Here is a 23,201-nt window from a genome sequence, read left to right as displayed (position 1 = left end):
TGAAATCCCATCATCGCCTGATCCCCTGCCAAATCACTCAGAGGATTGAATCATGCGTCCCAAGCGCCTGCAACAATGAGTTTTTCAACAGTATCCGCCAGAAGCAGCCCTTTCTGGTCGGTGCCGGCCCAATCGGGCCCGCTCGAATAGTGTGATCGGCTATCGTACTACTGGCTCACCGTGATAACGTCGCTTTGACGGCTTGGATACGCCAAATCCGACTTCCATCATGAGACGCGGAGTGTTCTTCGCCAAGGTTCCCATATGGAAACCAAACGGGTCCTCGACAAAACCGGTCCCAGCCTTTCCCGTCAGCATGACAGCATTATTTTCACCATAAAAATTCAGAACTTCATCCGCTGGGTGGCCTACGAGCAGCGTCAATTGGTGCTTCACTCGCCGACGATTATGGCTGCCTCGGACGTAGACGTGCGGGCCTGCATCCGCATCGACGTCGGACAGATAGAAGAAGAACTTCAGCATTCGCCAATCATCGAGGTCGAAATGGAATTTGAACGAGGCCCGGCTTAGGTCGGCTTCAGATGCAGTTTTCGTCGGAAAGCTCCACCACGTGCGAGTGGTGATCAATTTCGCCTCACCGCCAAGATAATGTCTTGCAACATCGAGAAGCAGTGGGTCTCTCTGAACAGCCACTGCTGCCTCGCATTGTAGGACCCGTTCGAAATGATGACCGCTGAGTATGGTGCGCCCGAAGCGTCGTTCGGCTTCCGCGTGCTCTCCGGCGACAAACTCCAGTTCGCGGTCAAAATTGCCAAAGCATGGCGTCTCATGCGCGAAGCGGGCGATTTCCTCATGGATTGATGCAGGCAACGTCAGGCCGGCAGAGATTCCCGTTCTTTTCAGTTCTGACGCGACTTCATCGGCCTCGATCTGCCCAAACATCGATGATGCTGCAGTTTCTGAGGGCGGAACAGGTTTTGCGGTAAGCCAATGTGCTCGACGGAAAGGTATCGTGCGGGCCAACAGGAACATCGGCAGCCAGGCGGGATTTTCCCGCAGGTCCGTTAAGTAGGTGGGTACGCGCGCTGCCATACGACGAAAAGTCCCACCGGTGCGGGCAATTGCTTCGAGGTCCTTCGGTTCGGATTTAGGCGTATCAAGCATTTGATCCCCTTATACGAATAGCGTGTCCCACCGCACCCGTCATTCTCCAGCGGTTCGGACGGTACCCGGTTTTGGTTCCTGTTGCAACGCAGCATTAGGATTGCACGATCCTTTGGAGATAATAACCAATTGAATTAATTAACGAATTTCTGTTATTGACCCCAAGTAGTAGATCTTGGACGCAACGACCTGATCGCCGTGTCGTAAAAGACGTTCAATCCGAGAGCGCCGCTCTTGCCCGTCCTGACGCAAACCGGCTGGTATCGCGGCTCCAACAATGTGACGTCCGAGACGGTTTCGTCAGCGTCAGAGATTTTTTGCTAAGTTCGCTTCGGGGGCAGTGACGGTGAGTCTGACTCGTAGCCAATGCCGGGCGCGGCATTCGCCAATGCAGCAGCTAGCGGGCGCGCATCGAATGTCTCCTTTGCGCTACTTCCGGACAGTCGCCTGTAATGTATGGGTCTCCACGGAGCCGATGAAGCACTCGGTCATTTCGTGCAAAAAACGGGTCGGCTGCGGGGCGCAGCTGTTGTCAAGCGTCCATCTCTGAAGAAATTATTTGAAGTATATCCGTTGGCACTGGACCTAACCACTTCGCGCTAAAGACTAACACTAACCGCGTGTGCTAGAATTAAACCCAACACCTCATTTGAATTGGGGGGTCCATATCATGATGACCGCAAGGGAATACGCGAAGAACGCGACGGCCGTTCTGCATCATATCCTGCACATCCCGACGGACGAGTTCGATAACGACGGCACCGCCGCTGTCATCGAGCAGGCCATAAGAGACGCCACGCGCGACCGCGACAGCTGGGTCGGCGAACAATTGAAGGAAGCCCAGGCGGCTGCGCAGCAGCGTTTGGCCCGGCTGCTGAGTTCGTCACCTGCCGTGATCTACAGCTTCAAGGCGACAGGGGATTACGCCCCCACGTTCGTAAGCGAGAACATCAGAACCGTGTTCGGGTATGGGCCGGGCGAGTACCTGGAGCACCCGTCATTCTGGCGCGACCGGGTCCACCCCGACGACCTGACCCGCGTCGAGGAGGCGATTTCCCAATTTTTCCAGAATGGAATCCACACGGTGGAGTATCGCTTTCGCCGCAATGATGGCTCCTATTGCTGGGTGAATGACGAGCAGCAACTGATCCGTGACAAGGAGGGCCAGCCGCTGGAGATCGTCGGATCATGGAGCGATATCACGGCGCGCAAGACGGCGGAGGAAGCGCAGGTGGGTGCGCAGCAGCGCTTGGCCCGGCTGCTGAGTTCGTCACCTGCCGTGATCTACAGTTACAAGGCGACAGGAGATTTTGCGCCGACGTTTGTCAGTAAAAACATCAGGAACTTGTTGGGTTACGAGCCGCAGGAATACCTGGAGAACGCGGATTTTTGGCGGCGCTGCGTGCACCCCGATGAGCTTGCCGCGGTGGAGGGCGAGTCTCTACACTTGTTCAAGCAAGGCCACCATACCGTCGAGTATCGATTTCTCAAGAAGGATGGTACCTACTGCTGGGTAAATGACGCACAGCACTTGATCCGGGACGCAGACGGTCAACCGGTGGAAATCGTCGGATCATGGAGCGACATCACCGACCGCAAACGGGCGGAAGGAGCTGCGGCCGCCGCTCAGGATCGGGTCTCATATCTACTCACCTGCGTGCCGGCGGTGATCTACAGCTTCAAAGCAACGGACGACTTTTGGCCGACGTTCATCAGCCCGAATGTAAAGGACCTGCTCGGATATGAGCGTGAGGATTATCTCGAGAGCCCGGATTTCTGGCGCAGCCGTGTGCATCCCGGGGATCTGCCGCGCATCGAAAAAGATTATGCGAGGCTTTTCGAGGAGGGTCGCATCGCCAACGAGTACCGGTTTCGCAAGAAGGACGGCAACTATTGCTGGATCAGTGACGATCTGCAGTTGCAGCGCAACGCTGCAGGCGATCCGATCGAGGTGGTCGGTGCGTGGAACGACATCACAGCCCGCAAGCAAATCAGTGAGGCGTTGGTTGCCTCCCAGGACCGCCTCGTACGCGTGTTGTCGTCTGCCCCTGCGGTCATCTACAGCTTCAAGGCGACCGGCGACTACGCGCCCATCATCATCAGCGAGAATATCAAGACCTTGCTAGGATATGAGCCGAGCGAGTACCTGGAGAATGCCGATTTCTGGCGCGACCGAGTGCACCGCGACGACCTGGCCGCAGTGGAGGCCGAGTCCGTCCATTTGTACAAGAAAGGCCGCCACACGGTCGAGTATCGATTTCGTAAGAAGGATGGCAGCTTTTGCTGGGTGAATGATGAACAGCAATTGGTTCGCGATAAGGACGGTCAGCCACTTGAAGTCATCGGCTCGTGGAGTGACGTGACCGCCCGCAAGCACGCGGAGATCGATTCCCAGCGCAGCGAGCAGCGTTTGACGGACGCGATCGAATCAATCTCGGAGGGGTTTTCACTGTACGACGCAGAGGACCGGCTGATCGTCTGCAACAGCGCCTATGGCGAACTCCTCTATCCGGGGCTGGGCACGCCAGCGCCGGGTACGCCTTACGAAATGCTCATTCGTAACGCGGCGGAACAAGGCCTTGTCGAGGACGCGAAAGGACGGGTTGACGAATGGATCGACGAGCGACTGGCGAGACACAGGCAACCGGGCCATCCCCATGTTCAACAGCGAGCCAATGGCCGCTGGATTCAAATCAACGAGCGCAAGACGACGGAGGGCGGAACCGTTGCCGTATATACGAACATCACGGCAATCAAGCAGGCCGAAGCAAAGATCCGCAAGGCCAAGTCCAAGGTGGAGTTGGCAAATGCGCTCGTGACCGAGAAGAACAAGACGCTAGAGGCTTTGTCGAACAAGCTGTCGAAATATCTGTCACCCCAAGTCTATTCATCGATATTCGCGGGTACACAGGAAGTAAGGATAGCCTCAAGCCGCAAGAAGCTAACCATATTCTTTTCTGACATCGCCGATTTCACCGAGACGACAGATGATCTGGAATCCGAGGAATTGACCGCTTTGCTCAACCACTACCTGACGGAGATGACGAAGATCGCACTGGCGCATGGTGCGACCGTTGATAAGTACATCGGCGATGCGATCCTGGCGTTCTTTGGCGATCCTGAGACGAGGGGCGTCAAGGAGGATGCGATGGCCTGCGTCAACATGGCGATCGCGATGCAGCGGCGGATGTCGGACTTGCAGACAGAATGGCGTGACAAGGGACTGCAGAAGCCGTTCCAGCTGCGGATCGGCATCAACACGGGCTATTGCACGGTCGGCAATTTCGGCAGCGAAGACCGCATGGAGTACACCATCATCGGCGGTGAAGTGAACCTGGCCGCCAGGCTGCAGTCCCATGCCGAGCTTGGCGGCATCCTTTTGAGCCACGCGGCCTATTCGTTGGTCAAGGACAGGGTTCTGGCCGAGGAGCGGGAACCCATAACGGCCAAGGGCATCGCCAAGCCGGTGCGAAACTACAGGGTGCTCGAGCGGATCGACGACATGGTCGAACATGGCAAGGCGATACGGGAAGAGCAAGACGGGCTGAGAATCCTTCTCGACTTGCAGAAGCTTGACAAAGCAAGCGCCATCAAGACGTTGGAAGGCATCCTCTCGCGCCTCAAGATCTGATTCCAGGTTAAGTCCCAGCGCCGGTGAATTTAGGGGTCAGACATTCTAGTCGTCGCCCCGGCTCGCTCTCAGCCAGCACGCTAGGGTAAATACTAATTGTAAAAGAATTCCGTTTGTGCACTTCATCAGCGAGCCGCCCTAAGTCATTGCAATCTTGAGAACATCCAGACGTGTCAGACTAAAGTCGTACACAGAAATGCCTACCTGCTTACAAGTTCCGTTATCAGCGAATTCGCGTGCTGGTCCGGAACGACCAGCCGGCATCTGGAGCCGGTAGCAACGTGTCGTTCGATCTCGGCGGCTTCACGATCAATCAGGTCTCGAGTGACGAATGTAGCCGCTGTCGCCGGACTTGCGTTTTTAACTTTTTGACGCCGGATGTTGGACAATCAAGTTTTTCAAGTCGGCTTGCATTCGTTCCGGCAGCCATGCTGTTCCTTCGAAACTGCTCAACTGATGCTTCTTTCCAGGCGGCAGCCAAAGATTCTTCCCGATTTGCCGCCAACACCAAGATGGCATCTAAGCCTCGGACGGACAATCTCCGTAAAATGACATCTAGGAGACTGTGGAGGCGACAGGTTCGAGAGCTTGCCCGTATCGGACGATCGAACGGCTTCCTTTGGTCAGAAACGGGCGCTCTATCCAATGGAACGAGGCAGCGGCCACGCTGATCGTAAGCAGCAGTTCGAGGTTGATTGTCACTCCGCTTGGCAAATCCAGGGACTTCAGGACGAGCAGGATGGGATAGTGCCAGAGATACATGCCGTAGGAGATTCGGCCGATTGCAACAAGCGGCTCAAGTGTCAGGAGGGTATGGGCGAACTGTCCTGTGACTGCCGAAGCGGCTGCAGCGATCCAAATGGCTGCGACCGCAGCAAAAGCGGTAAATCCCCAGATCAGGGACCATTGGCCGTTGTTGCCAAAAAGCACGAACAGATATCCAACCAGGGAGGCCGACCAGAAAAGCCAGGGTGACCACGTCCGTGGCAGATTAGGCAGAAAGGCAAGCAGGCAGCCAATTAGCAAGGCATCCGCTCGGGTGTCGAACCCGTTGTAAATTCGCGTACCCGGTGCATGCATCGCCTCCAGCGCGATCCGCCATCCGAGCACCGCCAGAATAAGGGCAAGGATCGCAAGCGGTGCGCCACGGCGCCCGGCCTTGGCGAGCAGGGCGGAAAGCACAATTGGCCAAATCAGATAGAATTGCTGCTCTATCGCGAGCGACCAGGTGTGTGCGAGAACGGTATCGGGCCCCAATTCGAAGGCTCGTGCCCAGTTCATAGTGTAAGTCGCGGCAAATCCAATGGCCTCCAGAACATCGTTTCGGATTTTGGTAAAGAGCGCTGCAAATGCGAGACATGCGAGAAAGACATAGAGCCCCGGCGCCAGCCGTCTCACGCGCCGCAACCAAAAGCGCGGCATGTCGATCCTGCCGCAATTTTCCCACTCAGCGAGCAAATTCGACGTGATCAGGTAGCCGCTCAGGACGAAGAACAGGTCAACGCCGATATACCCGCCAGGAAAACGATCGTAAAATGTGTGGAACACAATGACAGTCAAGACGGCGATTGCGCGCACGCCGTCGAGCGCAGGAACGTAATTCATCAAAAAGCCTTGGTGCTAAAAATCGCATGCAAAAATAATTCCGCGAATTTGCACCGGGCTCAGGCATTTTGACAAGCCGAATCTTGCAGGACAGCAGAAATTCGCTCCAGGCCATGCCGAGCGGATCCTGTCTCCGCCTCTACTGCGGGTAGAGCTGAAATCGCTGTCGAGACCACCCGATATCGTAGGCTTCGATTGCGGAGGAGATGGGACGTACCTAAGCCGGTAAGCCCAATTCAGGCCCGTCTGGCTTCGGGGATGACTGCGATCTCCTTGGAGAACATCACCACGGCGAAGATCAATACGCCAGCGAAAACGACAAGCGATCCTATCCCGACGATCGGTTCCAACTGGACATTGCCCAGTTCCATGAAATAGAGCGCCGGCAGCATGACGATCAGACCGAGCGTATAGACCACGTAATGAACCATAGCCAATCTCTTGACCGCTTTGGATGGGTTGAGCGCGTAATAGCCGCCGAATATGGAACAGGAAACCCAGCCCAAGAGGTTGAGGTGTGCGTGAGCGGCAATCACGGTATGGTTTCCGGACATTCCCATTTGCAGGCCCATCGCCAACCCAATCAGAAGACATATGATGGCCGTCTTGAAGAAAAGCTGAGAAATCTGTGGCATTTGGCTCCCCCTGAACCAGAATTCAATGATGCCGCGCACAATACACGCGAGCGACAGTGGTTTCCAGCAAGCAGAGTTAAGCATTAAGAATGAGCTCGTATGCTCGTCAGGTGATGGAAGCTGCAATATTTTCCATTGGGGCGCGCACAGTCCAGACGAGGCGTTTGGGCGGCTGTTCCAGAGTGCCTACCCCTCCGAGTGACAATGGCGTCACGCGTTCCAGGACAATTTTGCCAAATCCATGGGTGCGCCCAAGCGTTACGGGCGGCCCGTCAGATTCCGTCCAGGTCAGATAAAAGGTTTTACCATCATCGCCGACGTACCAATCGACTGCGATATTGCCCTGGTCAGCAGAAAACACACCATATTTGGCCGAATTCGTCGCCAATTCATGGAACGCAATCCCCAGATACTGAACGGCATTGGGCTGCACGACGATGAGGGGACCTGAAATCGCGACGCTGGTTTCATCGCCGAACGGCTTTATCTGCGCCAAAAGCAGATCCGCTACAGTCGCTCCGCGCCATTCGGCATGGACAAGCAGATCATGTGATCGCGCGAGAGCCATGATTCTTTCCCGAACCTGCTGCTCGAACTCGGCACTATCTCCAGTGCGATTGCCGGTTTCCCTGATCATGGACAGAATGACGGCATATTGATTTTTCACGCGGTGGTTTACCTCGCGCATCAACATGACTATTCGTTCTTCCTTTTCTTTTCTCTCGGTAATGTCGCGGGCAATCTTGGACGCGCCAACGATGCGACCGGTCGAATCCTTGACTGGCGATACGGTCAGCGAAACATGAATACGCACGCCGTCCTTGCGCACCCGAATTGTCTCATAGTGATCCAGGCGTTCACCCTTGCGAACTTTGTCGACGATGGACGCTTCTTCCCCCAGTCTTTCGGGAGGGATGACAGTGGTGATCGAACGGCCAATCATCTCCTCGGCGGTATAACCAAATACGCGTTCGGCACCCCTGTTCCAGCTCCTGACGATGCCTGCGAGGGTTTTACTAACGATCGCATCGTCGGACGATTCCACGATCGCCGCGAGATGTTGCGCCGACTCTTCATTGCGCTTCTGCTCGGTGAGATCGACAAGCATATTCATGGCGCCAACAACGTCACCATTATTGTCCCGAAGCAAAACGGGGAATGGACGGAACGCAACGCGGCTGCCGTCGGGCCGCTCGGCTATGGCTTCCAGCCCTCGCACATCCCGACCTTCGCGCAGGCTCATCGCCATGGGGCACTCGTCATGCCGCATCGGCGTTCCGTCAGGCCAGTACAATTTCCATGATCCGCACCAAGCCTCTTCGCCGATCCGCGGCTCACGACCCCAGAACTCCGCCGCCGCACGGTTGTAGAACGTAATGATGCCGGATTTGTCTGTCGTATAAACGGGGATAGGAAGTGCCATGATCAGGGAATCACGGCTTAAGCTGTCCATGCTGTGCAAAGCTGCAAGTGAAGAACTAAGGTTGCCTTGCGCAATATCCACTATTTTTCCTGCTTCAAGTAACTTCTTGCCAGTCGGGTTCTCGAATCAAGGGGACCACTCGACAACAGCATACCCCCATATTCGAAACTATCTGCAATGATTTTGGTTCCGACAGCGCCGCCCAGCGTATGAGGGATCAATGGGGTAGCTTTTGCGATCGCGCCGCGTATCTTATCTCGCAGCGAGCCTATGACGGATGGAGCCTCTTCGCCATCGTCATCGTCGGGGCGCTGGTTTCAACGCTCGCCCTGTCAATCTGGTTTAACCGTTCGGGCGAACCGTATTGGCTGGTGGCGACGGCATTTCTCTGCATTGCGGCAACGCAAGTGATTTTCTGGCTGCTCACATTTCCGACGAATAAAGCAACTCATAACTGGACCGTTCTGCCGGAGGGCTGGGGAACGCCGCGCTATCAATGGGAGTATTCGCATGCAGCAAGCGCAATTTTGAATTTCGTGGCGCTTTTCGTCTTGCTTCTCTCCGTACTGGGAAAGGATTAGAGCCCTCAACAATACAATGGGCCAGTTTCACTTGGAAACCAGCCCATACCGAAACCGATGCGCGTTCTGTCAGACGCACATAAATTCTCCGAATTTTATTCTGATCGGGTCAAATCCCGATAGTCAAACTGCAAAGACGACGGCGGCAACTGCCAGCGCGCCAAACAAAATCATTGAGCATGTCATCCAGTTGGAGATATCGCCGTTTTCTTTCGTGTGTCGCATCGCCTGACTCCTCCTGAGCGTAGCCGGATAGGACCGGCGCGTTCTCGAAAAATCATGAACACCCGTCGCTGATTTCAGTTGCCAGCGATCGATTCAAATTGTCGTGATCATGTGCTTGACCAAAATCATGGAAGGCTTAATCCCATCATCCCGGCCTCACTGAAAGGGATTATAGCGCTTTCAATGTAGACTGCAATTTGCGCCGTGCCTCAGTTTCATCACATTTTGATATCGAGTGAAACGAAAGCGATACCGGTAAAAGTCAGGCGGCGCTGGCCTCGACGAGCTTTGGAAAAGTCATTCGCACCATCGCTCCGCGACCGGTATGAAAGCTCTCAGGGGCATCCAGCATTTCGAGATGTCCACTATGATCTTCGATGATTTTCTTGACGATGGCGAGGCCGAGGCCCGTGCCCTTTTCGCGCGTTGTCACATAAGGCTCGAGCAGTCGATGACGGTTGTCGGCGGGCAACCCTTTGCCGTTGTCGAGCACTTCGACAATGATGGACGAACTAGTACTGACAGCGCGAACGAGAATGAAACCCTCCTCGATCGCTCCTGTCTGGAGCGCCGTCTCAATGGACTCCGAAGCGTTCTTGATAATGTTACCGAAAGCCTGGCCAAGGAGCCTATTGTCGAAATTTCCAACGAGCGGCTCGTCGGTAAAGTCATGCTTAAACTTGATCTGATTGTTGCTGATTTCCACGAGAAAGGATGCGTCGCGCAGCACATCGCGGATGTCCGTTGCTGCGAGTTGCGGCTTGGGCATACGAGCGAATTCAGAAAACTCATCGACCATACGACCTATATCGCCGACCTGGCGGATAATCGTTTCGGTGCATTGGTCGAAAACCTCGCGATCCTCGACAATGACCTTGCCGTAGCGGCGGCGAATGCGCTCGGCGGAGAGCTGGATCGGCGTCAATGGATTCTTGATTTCATGGGCAATGCGGCGTGCGACGTCAGCCCAAGCGGACGAGCGGTGGGCAGCGACCAGATCGGTGATATCGTCGACCGTCACCACGTAGGAGGTGTGCTGTGTATCGGCGTCTTCCCGGGTAATCTGCACGTTGAAAGAGCGTACGATACCATTGCGGGTAATGCCTATCTGCTGGCGGCTGGACGACCTGCCGTTCTCCCGTGCCGCCTCGAATACAGCACCGATTTCCGGAAGGATATCAACGAGGTTCTTGCCGATAGCTTGTGCACCATCGATCGACAGCATGTGCTCGGCTGGCCGGTTTAGACCGGCAATATCGCCTTGCGAGTTGACGCTGATAACGCCGGCTGTCACGCCGGACAGAACCGCTTCAGTAAAGCGCCTGCGCTCATCGATCTCGTCCTTTGCCGAGATCAGATCGTTGTGCTGGGTTTTCAACTGCTCGACCATATTATTGAACGTATGGGATAGTGAACCGATATCGCCATCCGAAGCGCGGACAGGCACTGAAACGTCAAAATTGCCGGTGGCAACGTCGCCGGCCGCGCCGATCAAAAGGCGAATGGGCCTGACCACACGATTGGCGACGGCAATGCCAGTCCAGACCGCGGTCAAAAGCAACAAAAGCGTCAGCTCAATATAGAGCAGCGCGTAGGCGATCTGCGTATTCTTCCTGTTGCTGGCCAGCGACTGATATTCGGCATTGTTGTCGGTCATGATGCGCATGTTATCCAGCGCCGAAGAATCCACGGCGCGGATCGTATAGAGATACAAATCCGGCAGCGCCTGCATCTTGATGATGGCGCCGACAAGGTTGGTGGCTTCCGGCGGTATCAATACCGGCCTGTCGCCCGCCGCAGTTTTCAACGCCGCCAGCGGCGCTTCGGGAAGGGTATGATCGTTGAAAAGCTGGGCGCTGACGACAACCTCACCGTTGGATCTAACCAGGGATGCGCCAAGCAGATTGTTGCGGCCTGCATCATAGGTCAGCCAATTTTCGAAGGCACCTCGATCAAGACTGTACAGCATCCGCCGCTGATCGAGATCGATCGCCATCGAAAGAGTTGTGGTCAAAAGACTTTGCGCATTGTCCTCGGTGTAGGACTGCGCAGCCTTAATTGACATATCAATGATCTGATTGTTCTCGGGATTGATCCAGGAGTTTAAGCGATTGTCGAGGACAATGAGCGAAAAACAGGCAACAATGATCGAAGGGATCGACGCGATCAGCGCGAAGATGATCGCTATGTTGGTATGCAGATCCCGGTGCTTTTCCTTGCTCTTGAACAGAAACAGCTTCCGGAGCGTCGCATAGGATAAATAGATCAGCACCAGAATTGAAACCGCATTGGCTGCAATAATGATTTGCGTCGTCCGTTTGGTGGGCGAGATGTCGGTAATGCCCATCATGATGACGAACGAAACAATCGTTGTCGCCAACGTCAGGAGCGTCATGATCAACGCGCCTTTCGGCAGAACCTGCGGTTTGACTACGGTCTTGCTCATTTGCTGTCGATTATCGGTCGCAGCGTTGCTTGTAAAGGAAGCTTGCGCTCCGAATGCGGTTTGAGGCACGAGGCTTTACCAGCGTTGCTGATGTGCCACGTGCCAGTTTGAAAAGGTCCAAGTTTTGACGATACGCCCAATCCTGAAATATCCGCATCCCGCACTACGTTCATTGGCTGAAGGCGTTAGAGAGTTTGGGGATGATCTCCGTTTGCTGGCCGATGACCTCCTGGAGACAATGCGGGCGGCGCCGGGAATAGGCATAACTGCTCCACATATCGGCGTTTTGAAGCGCATTGTCGTTCTTGAACTTGATCGGGAGCAACCAGCTCGCTTCTACGTTAATCCGGAAATCGAATGGTTTTCGGCTGACACCGTCAGGCACGAGGAGGGCAGTGTTTCTATGCCAGGTGTTTCAGACGAGGTCGAGCGGCCCGCCTCCATTCGGGTTCGCTATGAGGACCTTTCGGGCGTGTCTCAGACAGAAGAAGCGGCCGGTCTCCTGTCCATCTGTTTGCAGCACGAAATCGATCAGCTCGATGGCATATTCTGGGTCTACCGTTTGTCGAAACTCAAACGTGACAGGTTGATCAAGCGTTATGAGAAGCTGTCGCGCAGTCAGCGGTGAATCGGATCCTTCCATAAAACACCCTCCGGCTTTTCTACCGGCTCAATATCGAGATTGACGACGACAGGCTCCTGACCGGAGCGGACAAGGACACATTCAAGCGCTTCGTCCGTACTGGCGTTGATCTCCTGATGCGGCACGTATGGCGGCACGAAGATGAAATCGCCGGGGCCGGCTTCCGCGACATATTCCAGCCTTTCGCCCCAGCGCATGCGTGCGCGGCCTTTGACCACGTAGATGATGCTTTCCAGATCGCCGTGGTGGTGCGCGCCGGTCTTGGCGTTGGCATGAATGACAACTGTCCCCGCCCAGATTTTTTCGGCTCCAGCCCGGGCGCGATTGATGGCAGCGGCTCGGTTCATACCCGGCGTCTGTGCTGTGTTCGGATCAAGCGAATCGCCCGGAATAATTTTGACGCCATGTTCCCGCCAGTCGACTGGATGGTCATGCGTGCGCGCGTCGCCCTTTTGATGATCGTCGGACATCAATGCCTCCTGCCTCGTCGCGATGTTACCGGCAATGTAGCGAGGAGAATGCAGCGACACCAGAGATCAACTGCTGTCAGGATGTGCGTGTATCGGCGGTTGCAAACGCATAGTAAATAATTTCTACTTCTCCTGGAACATTGGCATATTGTTCTGCGAACTTAGTGCCCGAGATTGCTAGCATGCGAATTCGACAACGAAACCAGTAGGATACGGATGAAATCCTACAGTAGCTGCAGGGAAAACCATGATCTTGAAAAGTGTCGCCTCAATTGGGCTTGGCGTTTTGGTAGCATTGACGGCGGCAACGTCCGGCTTTGCGCAGACAGTGAAAATTGGCAGCAAGAATTTCACTGAACAGTTCGTTGTTGCTGAAATCTATGCGCAGGCGCTGGAGAAGGCCGGCATCACGGTCGAGCGCCGGCTGAACCTTGGCGCTACGCTCATCGCACATTCGGCGCTGACGAGCGGCGAAATCGATCTTTATCCGGAATATACCGGGACCGCGCTTGCTGCGGTGGTCAAGGGCGACCTGTCGGGCTCGGCCGACAAGATCTACAAGGACGTCAAGGACTATTACGAGAAGAACCTGCAACTGACGCTGCTCGAGCCAACGCAGATCAACAATGGCTATGCCATCATTACGCTCCCCGAGACAGCCGAAAAATACAAGCTCAAGACGCTGACGGATCTCGGTCCAGCCTCCAAGGAGCTCTCCTTTGGTGCCGAAGGCGGCTTTGGCGAACGCAAGGATGGTCTGCCGGGGTTGAAACAGGTCTACGGGATCGAGTTCAAGGATTTCCGCATCTTTGCCAAGCTTGGTATCCGCTACAGCGCGTTGACCAGCAAGAACATCGATGTGTCCTATGGTTTCAGCACGGACTGGCAGATCGCTGACAGCGGCCTCGTTGTTCTTGACGACGACAAGCATTTGTTCCCTCCCTATTACCTCGTGCCTGTCGTGCGTCAGGATGCCTTGGCGAAGAATCCGAAGATCGCGGAAGTGCTCAACAAGGTCAGCCCGCTTTTGACCAACGAGATCATGCGCGACCTGAATGCGGCCGTCGAACGCGACAAGAAGGAACCAAAGGAAGTCGCTGCAGAGTTCCTGAAAGAAAAAGGTATTTGATTATACTCGGCGGAACCGGAGGGTTTCGCCGATCATTTGAACGTGTATGGCGGAGGTGGCCACATCTCCGCTATTTCATTGCTGAAGCGACCATGCAGGCAGGACGGTACCCTTGAACTGGGCTCCCAAAAACATTCCGGAAATACTCACTGCGACTTGGCAGCATCTGGTGCTCTCGGTTTCCTCGGTGCTGATCGGACTGGTGATCGCGCTAATCCTCGGGATCATCTGTGCGCGGCGGCCGAAGCTGTACGCCGTCGTCCTGACGATAACCGGCATCATTTTCGTCATCCCCAGTCTGGCACTATTCGCACTCTTAATTCCCTGGCTTGGCCTTGGGACAAAGCCGGCGCTGGTTGGACTGTCGTCCTATTGCCTGCTTATTCTCCTGCGCAACGTCGTAACCGGATTGCGAGGCGTACCGGCCGATGTTCTCGATGCCGCAGATGGTATGGGCTACAATGCCTGGCAGCGGCTTGTCGGGATCGAACTTCCTCTTGCACTGCCCCTCATTGTTTCGGGCATACGCATCGCACTTGTTACCGTGATCGGCATCGCCACCGTAGCGGCCTTCATCGATGGCGGCGGGCTTGGCACGATCATTTTGATGGGGATCGATCAAAACTATACCGAGAAAATACTTGTCGGCGGCATTCTGACATCCCTGATGGCGATCTTCTTCGATGTCGTGCTCAGTCAGGCCGAGAAATATTTGGTTCGGGGGAGGGCATGACATGTTGATCACCGCCTTCACATGGATCATCAATCATCAACCCGAGTTCTACCAGGCGCTTGGCCAGCATCTGGTTATGTCAGGCGTCTCGTTGGCCTTTGCGCTGGCCATTGGACTGCCGCTGGCGATCCTGATCATCAACCGGGGTGGCCTCGCCTTCGCCGTCATCAACACAATTAACGCACTGCGCACGATTCCCAGTCTCGCAATTCTTGCGATCATGATGCCACTCCTGGGCATCGGATTGTGGCCGTCTATAGTGGCCCTGACCATTCTCGCTTTGCCGCCGATCCTGCTGAATGCTTTCATCGGATTGCGCGATGTCGACCCCGATGCCGTGGAAGCGGCGACGGGGATGGGCATGAGCAGGGGGCAGGTTCTGCGCAAGATACGCATTCCTCTTGCAGCCCCGGCCATGTTTGCCGGCGCACGCACCGCCGCCGTTCAGGTGCTGGCCGGTGCGACGCTTGCTCCTTTCATAGGTGGCGGCGGACTTGGCGATTTCATCGCCGTCGGCATCAGTATGATGGATATGTCGAGGCTACTGGTCGGCGCCATTCCCATTGCGCTGCTCGCGCTCACGACCGAGTTTACTCTCGGCATCGCCGAAAAAGTCTTTTTTGCAGAGAGATCTACCTCATGATCAACATGGAACATGTGACCAAACGTTTTGCTGCGGACGGACCCGCCTCAGTTGATGATCTCTCGCTGGTGGTACCGGAAGGGACGACAACGGCGCTGATAGGTCCATCGGGCTGCGGCAAGACCACGACAATGCGCATGATCAACCGCCTGATTGACCCAACGGAAGGCAAGATCATAGTCAATGGCGAGGACGTTACGAAGGTCGACCCGGTCGAACTGCGCCGGCACATTGGCTATGTGATCCAGCAGGTCGGTCTGTTTCCGCATATGACCATTGCTCAGAACATTGCGGCGGTGCCGAAATTGCTCGGCTGGACCGAGGCGAAAATCACCAGCCGTACCGAAGAACTGCTGGATCTGGTCGGGCTTGACCCGAGCGAAATGCTGAAGCGCTACCCGCGCCAGCTCTCCGGCGGGCAGCGCCAGCGTATCGGCGTGGCACGCGCGCTTGCAGCCGATCCGCCAGTGCTGTTGATGGATGAGCCCTTTGGCGCGATTGACCCGATCGCCAGGACGAGACTTCAGGACGAATTTCGCCAGATATTGCGTCGCGTCCGCAAGACGGTTGTGCTCGTCACCCATGATCTCGACGAGGCCATCCGGCTTGGAGACCGCATCGCCATCATGAAAAGCGGCAAGATCGTACAGTACGATACGCCGGATGCAGTGCTGTCTCACCCCGCCGACGCTTTTGTGGAAAATTTCGTCGGGATAGACCGCGCGATCAAACGGCTCAGCCTGTTCACTGTAAACGATGCGATGAACACTACCACGCCGCGCACGGATGCCAGTACGGTTGCACCGACCAGTAGTCTGCGCGACGCACTGGCGTTGATGGTTGCCGCCAATAGCGACGTTCTTGCCGTTGTTGACGAGAGCGGCTCAGTGAAGGGGCAATTGACACGGGACGCTATTTTTGCGGTCTGACGGCCGGTACGAAAGCAAGGGTAACCCAATGCACATCGGAATATCGATCACGCCGTTTGGCCATCATCCCGCCGCCTGGCGTGAGAAGTCGGAAGATGCGATTCATTTCAACGCTTTGGCGGCGCAGGTGAAGAAAGCAGAAGAAGGCGGGTTGGATTTCGCATTCTTTGCCGATCGGCTTGGTCAGCGGCCTCTGAACGATCTGTCGCCGCAGGCCGTGCCTTTCGAGCCGACGACGCTGGTTGCGGCGCTTGCCACTGTCGTCCGCCGGATCGGGCTGATCGCAACCGCTGCAACGACCCAGCACGAACCTTACAACCTCGCGCGCCGCTTTGCCTCGCTCGATACGATCAGCAAGGGCAGGGCTGGGTGGAATGTCGTGGTTCCGCCGGGCGCAACCGCGCGCGACCAGGAATATCTCGATGTGGTTAGCGGGCTTTGGGACAGCTGGGAGGATGACGCCTTTGTTTATGACAAGGCCTCAGGCCGTTTTTTCCTGCCGGAGAAAATGCACCTTCTCGATCACAAAGGTGAGTATTTCACCGTGCGTGGTCCGCTCAACGTCAATCGTTCGCCGCAAGGCAAGCCTGTTGTTTCGCACGTGCTAACGGCTGATACCGCCGAGATTGCCGCGCGCTCGGCTGAACTTGTTTTCATTGATCCGGCGTCGGTGGACGAGGCGAGGACGCTTGTCTCCGATTTCACGAAACGGCTCGAACGTCATGATCGCAAACGGTCCGAGGTGAGGATCCTTGCAAATGTCATTCCGTTCATCGGCGCTACCAAATCTGACGCACAGCAACTTCATGGCAGACTGGATACGTTGTCGCCCGATGGAGAAAGGCCTGGACGATCGGAGATTATAGGCACGTCTCTCGAGGTTGTGGATGCGTTGGAGACATGGTCAGGCGTTGTCGATGGTTTCACCGTCCTTCCTCCGGCGGCGCCGGAAGGTGTCAACGCCTTTGTTGATCACGTCATACCTGAACTTCGAAAGCGCGGACTATTCCGCAACTCCTATGCGGATACCACACTGCGCGAGCATCTTGGATTGCAACGTCCGCGCCATCCGGCCAGCCAAGCAGCGGAGCAAACATAATGAGCAAAGCACATATGAAGCTTGGCGCCTTTCTTATGGCAGGCGGCCATCATATTGCGGCCTGGCGGCATCCTGATGCTGTTGCCGAAGCCGGTGTGGATGTCGACCACTTCATAGCTCTGACGCGCCTTGCAGAAGCTGCCAAATTCGACATGGTTTTCTTTGAGGATGCGGCCGCGATCCGCGAGCGCAACATCAACACCGCGAGCCAGGCTGCGCGTTCGACCATGTTCGAGCCGTTGAGCCTGCTCGCGGCGCTGGCGGTCAATACGTCCCATATCGGCTTGGTTGCTACGGCCTCCACGACCTACAACGAACCCTATGGCCTTGCACGCACACTAGCCTCCATCGATCAGTTGAGCGGTGGCCGGGCTGGTTGGAACCTCGTCACGTCTGCGAGCGAACTCGAAGCGGAGAATTTTGTTTCAAGTGGCTTGCGGCCCCATGCGCAGCGCTATGAGCGCGCCGAGGAATTCGAACAAGCGGCAAGGATGGTCTGGGACAGCGTCGATACCGGCGCTTATGTCGCCGACGGAAAAAGCTACACTGACCGGTCCAAATTACATCCCGTCGATCATCACGGAACACATTTCACTGTCAGCGGATTTCTCGACAGTCCGCGTTCGCCGCAGGGCCGTCCGCTGATGGTACAGGCTGGTGCTTCAGATGCAGGCAAAAACCTCGCAGCGCGTACAGCGGATGTGGTGTTTGTGGCGGCCCAGACCTTGCAGGAAGCTCAAACCTACTATGCTGATTTGAAATCGCGCATGCCCGCCTTCGGCCGAAATCCGGACGATCTGAAGATCCTGCCCGGTGTGTCGCCAATCGTCGGCCGAACCGAAAGCGAAGCGCGGGCGAAGTATGATGCCTTGCAAGAACTCATTCCTGACGAGGTTGGTGTGGCGTTGCTCGCCAGCTATCTCAGCATCAAGGACCTGTCACAGTACCCGCTTGAAGGACCATTGCCCGAAATGCCAGCTACCGATGGCATTCAAAGCCGGCAGCAGCTCATCATCGATCTTGCGAGGCGTGAGAATCTGTCTATCCGGCAGGTGGCTCGCAATTTCGCCGGCGCGCGCGGCCATTGGCAATTGATCGGCACACCGGCACAGATCGTCGATGAACTGGAGGAGCGGTTTCATGGCAAGGCGGCGGATGGCTTCAACGTGATGGGTGCCTATTTTCCGGGGGCACTTCAGGATTTCATCGCGATGGTTGTGCCCGAGTTGCGTCGCCGTGGCCTCTTTCGCGATGAGTATGAAGGGCGCACATTGCGCGAAAATCTCGGAATCACAATCCCGGCACGTGCAGCATGAGCAACGACATGAAACCCATTTACATCGACTACCTGAATGCGCTCGACATCGATGCGCTGGCGTTGACGGATGCCGAAATTCTCGGTGCAATCGAAACCTCGCTTGCCGCGCAAGGCAATGGCGATACCGTCATAGAGCCGCGGGTGCATCTTGAGCCGGATGCAACTTTGAATGGCCATTTCAACGTGTTGCGGGGATATGTTGCGCCTTTGAATCTGGCAGGTGTAAAGATCGTCGGTGACTTTGTCGATAATTACAAGTTGAACTATCCGTCAGAATTCGGTGTGCTCAATCTGTTCGATCCACGTACCGGTGCGCCTCGCGCTATCCTTGATGCAACGGTCATCACCGATATGCGCACCGGCGCCGTCACCGCACTCGGAGCAAAATATCTCGCGCGCAAGAATTCGAAAATCCTTGGCCATATAGGAGCGCGCGGCACGGCCTATTGGAATGTAAGGCTCCTTGATCATCTCTACAATTTCGATGAGATTCGCGTGCATTCGCGTCGGCCCGAGAGCCGCAACGCCTTTGCCGAGAAGCTCTCCCATGATCTTGGCAAGCGGATCATCGTCACCGATGATTGGCGCTCCTGTGTCGAAGGCGCCGACATCGTCGTTGAAGCGTCGCGCCTGCCGGAGCCGCAACCGATGTTGAAAACGGAATGGATCAAGCCCGGCGCGTTCGTCGTGCCTTACGGAACGATGAGCGCTGTGGAGCTGTCGTTGACCGACATTATGGACAAACTTGTCGTCGATGATTGGGGCCAATGCAAGGGTGGAAAATTTGGATCCCTGCGCGCGCATGTTGAGGCGGGAAAACTGTCAGAGCAGACGTTGCATGCGGAACTCGGCCAGATCGTTGCCGGACACAAGTCCGGCCGTGAGAATGAAGAGGAGACAATCCTGTTCTGGCATCGGGGCTTGTCGCTAAGCGATATTGCGCTTGGTTACGCCATGCTGGAAAAAGCCAAAGCCTCCAATATCGGCCAGCGGCTGCGCTTTGCATGAGCCGGGTTGTCTTCAGTGGAGCGACCACCACAATCGCTGATATCGCAGCGATTGCCCGCGAGAATGCGGCCGTCGAAATCGAGCCCGATGTGTATAACAGGTTGGAAAAGGCGCGGGCGATCCTCGACAGAGCTGCAGCATCGGGACAGCAAATCTATGGTCTGAACACTGGACTCGGCGCTAATTTGAAAACATCTGTGACTGAGGATATCGGCGCATTCCAACAGCAACTGGTCCGCGGGCGCGGCATGGGTGTTGGCCCTTCCCTGGAGCGCGATGTTACCCGCGCGGTCATAGCCACGCGGCTTTCAATGCTGGCTGTCGGCGGATCGGGAATTTCTCCGTCAGTTTTTAATGATTTGTTGGCGTTGCTCAATAAACAGATTCATCCTGTCATCCCATCCATCGGCTCCATAGGAGCTGGTGATCTCGTCCTGCTGGCGGCTATGGCATCGACGCTGATGGGCGAAGGTGCTGCAGAGTATCAAGGTAAGGTCTACCCATCTGCTCAAGCGTTGAAAAAGGCGGGTCTTGAACCGTCGGCACTTGGCCCGAAGGACGGGTTGTCTCTGCTCAACGCCTCAGCGGTTTCGGTCGGACGAGGTGCCCTGGTTGCGACAGACGCGGCTGTGCTCCTGGATTTTCAGCGTCGGGCGGTTGCCATGAGCTTCGAAGCTCTGGGCGGCAATCCACACATTCTGACACCTGCGATCCAGATTGCGCGCCCCGCTGAGGGTCAGGTGGAGGAGGCGGAAAAGCTTTTGGCATTGCTTGAAGGCTCATCATTGCTGGAAGCAAGGACTGCCATTCAGGATCCACTCAGCCTGCGTTGTGTTGCACCCATTCAAGGGGCACTTGCCCATGCCTTGAAGGCCGCGATAGACGCGATCGAACTCGAGCTCAATTCGTCCGCGGATAATCCGCTGGTGATCATCGATGAAGAGCGAGTACTGTCGACGGGAAATTTCCATACGCCGTCGCTGGCGCTGGCTTTCGAAACACTTGGCCTCGCCATCGCACAAGCGGCGCTGGCGAGTGCTGCACGCTTCATCCAACTCACTGGCTCTGGTCGTCATGGCCTGCCCCGGTATCTCAGCCCGGTCGGCGGGGCTTCGGCCGGTTTTGTGCCTTTGCAGAAGACGGTAGCCGCACTCGTTGGTGCCATCCGCCACAAGGCCAATCCGGTCCTGCTGGATTTCCTTGCCGTTTCGGAAGGGGTCGAGGACCATGCGACGCAGACGCCGCTCGCGGTGGCAAAATGTGCGGAGATTGTCGATTTATGGCGACAGCTCGTTGCCTGCGAGATGCTGGCGGCGGCGCAGGCCATAGATCTGAGGCCGGAACTTCGCTGCGGCAGAGGAACGAGACAAAGTTATGATCTCGTTCGGGCAGTTTCGCCCAAGCTGGAAGCGGATAGGGCGCTCGGAGCAGATGTTTTAGCATTGGTGGACGGCTTGCGCCAATGATCGAGACGTCGTCTTAAACGATCGGTCCCCGTGTCGCCGGATATGCAACGGTTTGGACACCTTTGCACGCTAGAATGGTGAACGAGTTGTATATTCGTCACCGATAAGTTTCATGATCTGCTCGTCGTCTGCCACCAAGTTTCCGCAACACTATCGAAACGCTAAACTCTTGATGCCAGTCTAAGAACAGAACATTTGACTTATTTCCGCGAATAACATCGACTAAAGTAGGGTGCTGTAAAAGCAGCGTTTCTTGAAAAGCTGGATAGTCATGACGGTCGTGCGGAATCTTTTGTGGGCGCCAACAATAGGCTTATCCTGGCTGTGGGGATTGGGTTTCTTCTATTCCATCCACGTCACTCTGACCTATGGTTGGCTGGGCTTTTTTGGTTTTGCCATAGCCAATGTCGCAGGGCTCTGGCTGTTTGGCTATATTCTCGGCCGCACCAAGCGGCCGCCTGATCAAATCATCAAAGATATTGAAGGCCGCTACGCTGGCGTGTTTCTGCTGTTTCAGATGGCCGCACTGGTTGTGACGATCTTCGGGTTCGTCGCCTATCTCTGGCAGCCTATCGTGGGCGAGGGATCGGCGCTCGGCGTTGCGCTGTTGCTGTTGTTTGCATGTGCTATTGGTCACGCGCTGTCGCTGCAGCAACTCAAGCTATTGCATATCGTCTATACGGTCGTCGGTGTGGCTGCGGGCATTGTCCTTCTCATCGGACTGCGACAGACATCAGACTATCCGGGTGTGCCACTCGAAAAGTTCGATAGCCGCTTCTATGGTCTGATCATGCCAACGCTGATCGGGTTCCTGCTTGGACCGTGGCTCGATATTCAGCATTGGCAGCGGGCGGTTACCATCAAACGCGAAGGCGGCGATGTTGGCATGGCCTACGGTGTCGGTGCGCTGATGTTCTTTGGCTTTTTGTTCCTCAATGCGCTTACCGCTTCGGCAGTCGGCCCGATAGGCAGCATTCTGTCTATCGATGGCCTTCCAAGCGCCCAGGGATCCGTCTCGGCAGCTACGGTTCTTGCTGCGGAAAATGGCCAGCCATATCTGGCGGTTGCCTTTGTCATCTGGACTGTCATTGCCCTGGCTTCAACCGTGGACAGCTTTTATTGCGCAACATCGTGGTTCCTGAAGGGCAAAAATCTACGCAGCAACAGTCCCTTGCTTGCTCTCATCCCGGACGGTGTCGCTTCATCGCCGCTTTGGTTGTTGTTTGGCGCTGCCTGGATTGCCTTCACGGCGGTGCCCGCGAATTTTTCGCTGATGTATTTCATGATGCCGTTCGCAACCCTGTTCGTCAGTGCCTCGGCGAACCTGGTATGCGAGGCGCTGGGCGCGAAGCCAAAGTTTGATCCGGTGCTCAGCTTTATGATCGGTTGCGGCTCGTCGCTGATATTCATCATCGGCTACATCCAGCCAGTGCCAGGATTCCTGCTCATCTCTCCGTTCATCGGTCTGATAGGCGCTTTGCCAGTCATCATCGAATTGTTTGGACCGGCCTCGAAGGCCATTCCCGTTGAGATAGTCGATCAACCTATCCGGATGATGTCGCCTATACCACTTACTACCGTCTCGGGAGGTGACGACGTTTCGCCATCGCATGGATTCGACGGTGAGTGGTTCGTCATGCAACTCGTCCCCACATATGATGATACGAATTCCGTCGGAAACGTCTATTTCGCCAACTACGTGCGTTGGGTCGGCAAAGCACGCGAATTGTTCTTCAACGTCTGCATGCCTGATTTCGACCTTGCAACGACACGGTTCTATATCCTTACGCGCTCATTCACCCATGATTACCGTCGCGAGTCGAAAGAATTCGAGCAGATTACGGTGCGCATCAAGATTGCGCGCCACAATCGGAAGTTCGTGACGTTGCAGCATGAGATCCACAGCGCCGCGCAAGGATTGCTCGGGCATGGCGAGCAGTCATTGATGTTCGTCGACCGCGACCACTACAATCCACTCGATATTCCAGGGGAAGTGATCAAAGGGTTCCTGCCATATTGGCCGAAGGATTCGCGTTTGTCTGCGAACTACCGGCCAGTAAATATTCAGGATGCTGCCAAGCGGCAGGCATGA

Annotated in this window: 18 protein-coding genes; 12 read left to right on the top strand and 6 right to left on the bottom strand. The window is 55.8% G+C overall.

The window, feature by feature from the left end; translation table 11 throughout:
• Window positions 1-159: 159 nt before the first annotated feature.
• Window positions 160-1,125 (bottom strand): phytanoyl-CoA dioxygenase family protein, encoded by a 966-nt coding sequence (locus FHS21_RS26050; protein ID WP_112531754.1) that lies wholly within the window; start codon window positions 1,123-1,125, stop codon window positions 160-162.
• Between the two features lie 670 nt (window positions 1,126-1,795).
• Between FHS21_RS26050 and FHS21_RS26045 the strand changes: the two genes are divergently transcribed.
• On the top strand, window positions 1,796-4,756 hold the full coding sequence (locus FHS21_RS26045) for a PAS domain-containing protein (RefSeq protein WP_183664820.1): 2,961 nt from the start codon (window positions 1,796-1,798) through the stop codon (window positions 4,754-4,756).
• 555 nt (window positions 4,757-5,311) lie between these two features.
• On the opposite strand, the gene FHS21_RS26040 is transcribed toward FHS21_RS26045, so the two are convergent.
• The 3 genes from FHS21_RS26040 to FHS21_RS26030 form a co-directional block, all read right to left on the bottom strand.
• A complete protein-coding gene (locus tag FHS21_RS26040; RefSeq protein WP_112531756.1) occupies window positions 5,312-6,361 on the bottom strand; it encodes an acyltransferase family protein in 1,050 nt (349 codons plus the stop codon).
• Between the two features lie 236 nt (window positions 6,362-6,597).
• Entirely contained in the window at window positions 6,598-6,996 is a 399-nt protein-coding gene (locus FHS21_RS26035) for a hypothetical protein (protein ID WP_112531815.1), read from the bottom strand.
• A 106-nt stretch (window positions 6,997-7,102) separates the two neighbouring features.
• On the bottom strand, window positions 7,103-8,419 hold the full coding sequence (locus FHS21_RS26030; protein ID WP_246411209.1) for a PAS domain-containing HWE histidine kinase family protein: 1,317 nt from the start codon (window positions 8,417-8,419) through the stop codon (window positions 7,103-7,105).
• 209 nt (window positions 8,420-8,628) lie between these two features.
• Here FHS21_RS26030 and FHS21_RS26025 point away from each other — a divergent pair, with 209 nt between their 5' ends.
• Complete coding sequence (locus tag FHS21_RS26025; RefSeq protein WP_112531757.1) at window positions 8,629-9,000, top strand: hypothetical protein; 372 nt, start codon at window positions 8,629-8,631, stop codon at window positions 8,998-9,000.
• 487 nt (window positions 9,001-9,487) lie between these two features.
• On the opposite strand, the gene FHS21_RS26020 is transcribed toward FHS21_RS26025, so the two are convergent.
• The gene (locus tag FHS21_RS26020; RefSeq protein WP_112531758.1) at window positions 9,488-11,671 is read right to left on the bottom strand and encodes a sensor histidine kinase; all 2,184 of its coding nucleotides are present in this window, start codon (window positions 11,669-11,671) and stop codon (window positions 9,488-9,490) included.
• A gap of 124 nt (window positions 11,672-11,795) precedes the next feature.
• Here FHS21_RS26020 and FHS21_RS26015 point away from each other — a divergent pair, with 124 nt between their 5' ends.
• The gene (locus tag FHS21_RS26015) at window positions 11,796-12,299 is read left to right on the top strand and encodes a peptide deformylase (RefSeq protein WP_112531759.1); all 504 of its coding nucleotides are present in this window, start codon (window positions 11,796-11,798) and stop codon (window positions 12,297-12,299) included.
• Here FHS21_RS26015 and FHS21_RS26010 read toward each other — a convergent pair.
• Entirely contained in the window at window positions 12,290-12,784 is a 495-nt protein-coding gene (locus FHS21_RS26010; RefSeq protein ID WP_112531760.1) for a cupin domain-containing protein, read from the bottom strand. The two genes, FHS21_RS26015 and FHS21_RS26010, sit on opposite strands and share 10 nt — an antisense overlap.
• A gap of 247 nt (window positions 12,785-13,031) precedes the next feature.
• Between FHS21_RS26010 and FHS21_RS26005 the strand changes: the two genes are divergently transcribed.
• From FHS21_RS26005 to FHS21_RS25965, 9 genes are all read left to right on the top strand, one after another.
• Window positions 13,032-13,913 carry a glycine betaine ABC transporter substrate-binding protein gene (locus tag FHS21_RS26005; protein ID WP_112531761.1) on the top strand — a complete coding sequence of 294 codons (882 nt, stop codon included), beginning with the start codon at window positions 13,032-13,034 and terminating at the stop codon, window positions 13,911-13,913.
• 112 nt (window positions 13,914-14,025) lie between these two features.
• Window positions 14,026-14,646, top strand: a complete 621-nt coding sequence (locus FHS21_RS26000) for an ABC transporter permease (RefSeq protein ID WP_112531762.1) — start codon at window positions 14,026-14,028, stop codon at window positions 14,644-14,646.
• 1 nt (window position 14,647) lies between these two features.
• Window positions 14,648-15,289, top strand: a complete 642-nt coding sequence (locus FHS21_RS25995; RefSeq protein WP_183664817.1) for an ABC transporter permease — start codon at window positions 14,648-14,650, stop codon at window positions 15,287-15,289.
• Window positions 15,286-16,218 carry an ABC transporter ATP-binding protein gene (locus tag FHS21_RS25990; RefSeq protein WP_112531764.1) on the top strand — a complete coding sequence of 311 codons (933 nt, stop codon included), beginning with the start codon at window positions 15,286-15,288 and terminating at the stop codon, window positions 16,216-16,218. The genes FHS21_RS25995 and FHS21_RS25990 overlap by 4 nt, the downstream gene beginning before the upstream one ends.
• Window positions 16,219-16,246: 28 nt before the next feature.
• Window positions 16,247-17,317, top strand: coding sequence for an LLM class flavin-dependent oxidoreductase (locus tag FHS21_RS25985; protein WP_112531765.1), 1,071 nt, complete (start codon window positions 16,247-16,249; stop codon window positions 17,315-17,317).
• Window positions 17,317-18,633 carry an LLM class flavin-dependent oxidoreductase gene (locus tag FHS21_RS25980; protein WP_112531766.1) on the top strand — a complete coding sequence of 439 codons (1,317 nt, stop codon included), beginning with the start codon at window positions 17,317-17,319 and terminating at the stop codon, window positions 18,631-18,633. Before FHS21_RS25985 ends, FHS21_RS25980 begins: the two co-directional genes overlap by 1 nt.
• Before the next feature lie 8 nt (window positions 18,634-18,641).
• Entirely contained in the window at window positions 18,642-19,643 is a 1,002-nt protein-coding gene (locus FHS21_RS25975; RefSeq protein WP_112531817.1) for an ornithine cyclodeaminase family protein, read from the top strand.
• Window positions 19,640-21,109, top strand: coding sequence for an HAL/PAL/TAL family ammonia-lyase (locus FHS21_RS25970; protein WP_112531767.1), 1,470 nt, complete (start codon window positions 19,640-19,642; stop codon window positions 21,107-21,109). The genes FHS21_RS25975 and FHS21_RS25970 overlap by 4 nt, the downstream gene beginning before the upstream one ends.
• A 253-nt stretch (window positions 21,110-21,362) precedes the next feature.
• Window positions 21,363-23,201 (top strand): acyl-CoA thioesterase, encoded by a 1,839-nt coding sequence (locus FHS21_RS25965; RefSeq protein WP_246411208.1) that lies wholly within the window; start codon window positions 21,363-21,365, stop codon window positions 23,199-23,201.

Origin of the sequence: Phyllobacterium trifolii, from assembly GCF_014192095.1 — a bacterium.
Taxonomy (GTDB): Bacteria; Pseudomonadota; Alphaproteobacteria; order Rhizobiales; family Rhizobiaceae; genus Phyllobacterium; species Phyllobacterium trifolii.
The sequence above is the reverse complement of the archived record's forward strand: the minus strand, read 5'-3'. Positions and strand labels throughout refer to the sequence as shown.

Coding starts and splice junctions, on each gene's coding strand:
- FHS21_RS26050 (WP_112531754.1), bottom strand. CDS start 1,125: ATGCTTGATACGCCTAAATCCGAACCGAAGGACCTCGAAGCAATTGCC.
- FHS21_RS26045 (WP_183664820.1), top strand. CDS start 1,796: ATGATGACCGCAAGGGAATACGCGAAGAACGCGACGGCCGTTCTGCAT.
- FHS21_RS26040 (WP_112531756.1), bottom strand. CDS start 6,361: ATGAATTACGTTCCTGCGCTCGACGGCGTGCGCGCAATCGCCGTCTTG.
- FHS21_RS26035 (WP_112531815.1), bottom strand. CDS start 6,996: ATGCCACAGATTTCTCAGCTTTTCTTCAAGACGGCCATCATATGTCTT.
- FHS21_RS26030 (WP_246411209.1), bottom strand. CDS start 8,419: ATGGCACTTCCTATCCCCGTTTATACGACAGACAAATCCGGCATCATT.
- FHS21_RS26025 (WP_112531757.1), top strand. CDS start 8,629: ATGAGGGATCAATGGGGTAGCTTTTGCGATCGCGCCGCGTATCTTATC.
- FHS21_RS26020 (WP_112531758.1), bottom strand. CDS start 11,671: ATGAGCAAGACCGTAGTCAAACCGCAGGTTCTGCCGAAAGGCGCGTTG.
- FHS21_RS26010 (WP_112531760.1), bottom strand. CDS start 12,784: ATGTCCGACGATCATCAAAAGGGCGACGCGCGCACGCATGACCATCCA.
- FHS21_RS26005 (WP_112531761.1), top strand. CDS start 13,032: ATGATCTTGAAAAGTGTCGCCTCAATTGGGCTTGGCGTTTTGGTAGCA.
- FHS21_RS25995 (WP_183664817.1), top strand. CDS start 14,648: ATGTTGATCACCGCCTTCACATGGATCATCAATCATCAACCCGAGTTC.
- FHS21_RS25990 (WP_112531764.1), top strand. CDS start 15,286: ATGATCAACATGGAACATGTGACCAAACGTTTTGCTGCGGACGGACCC.
- FHS21_RS25985 (WP_112531765.1), top strand. CDS start 16,247: ATGCACATCGGAATATCGATCACGCCGTTTGGCCATCATCCCGCCGCC.
- FHS21_RS25980 (WP_112531766.1), top strand. CDS start 17,317: ATGAGCAAAGCACATATGAAGCTTGGCGCCTTTCTTATGGCAGGCGGC.
- FHS21_RS25975 (WP_112531817.1), top strand. CDS start 18,642: ATGAAACCCATTTACATCGACTACCTGAATGCGCTCGACATCGATGCG.
- FHS21_RS25970 (WP_112531767.1), top strand. CDS start 19,640: ATGAGCCGGGTTGTCTTCAGTGGAGCGACCACCACAATCGCTGATATC.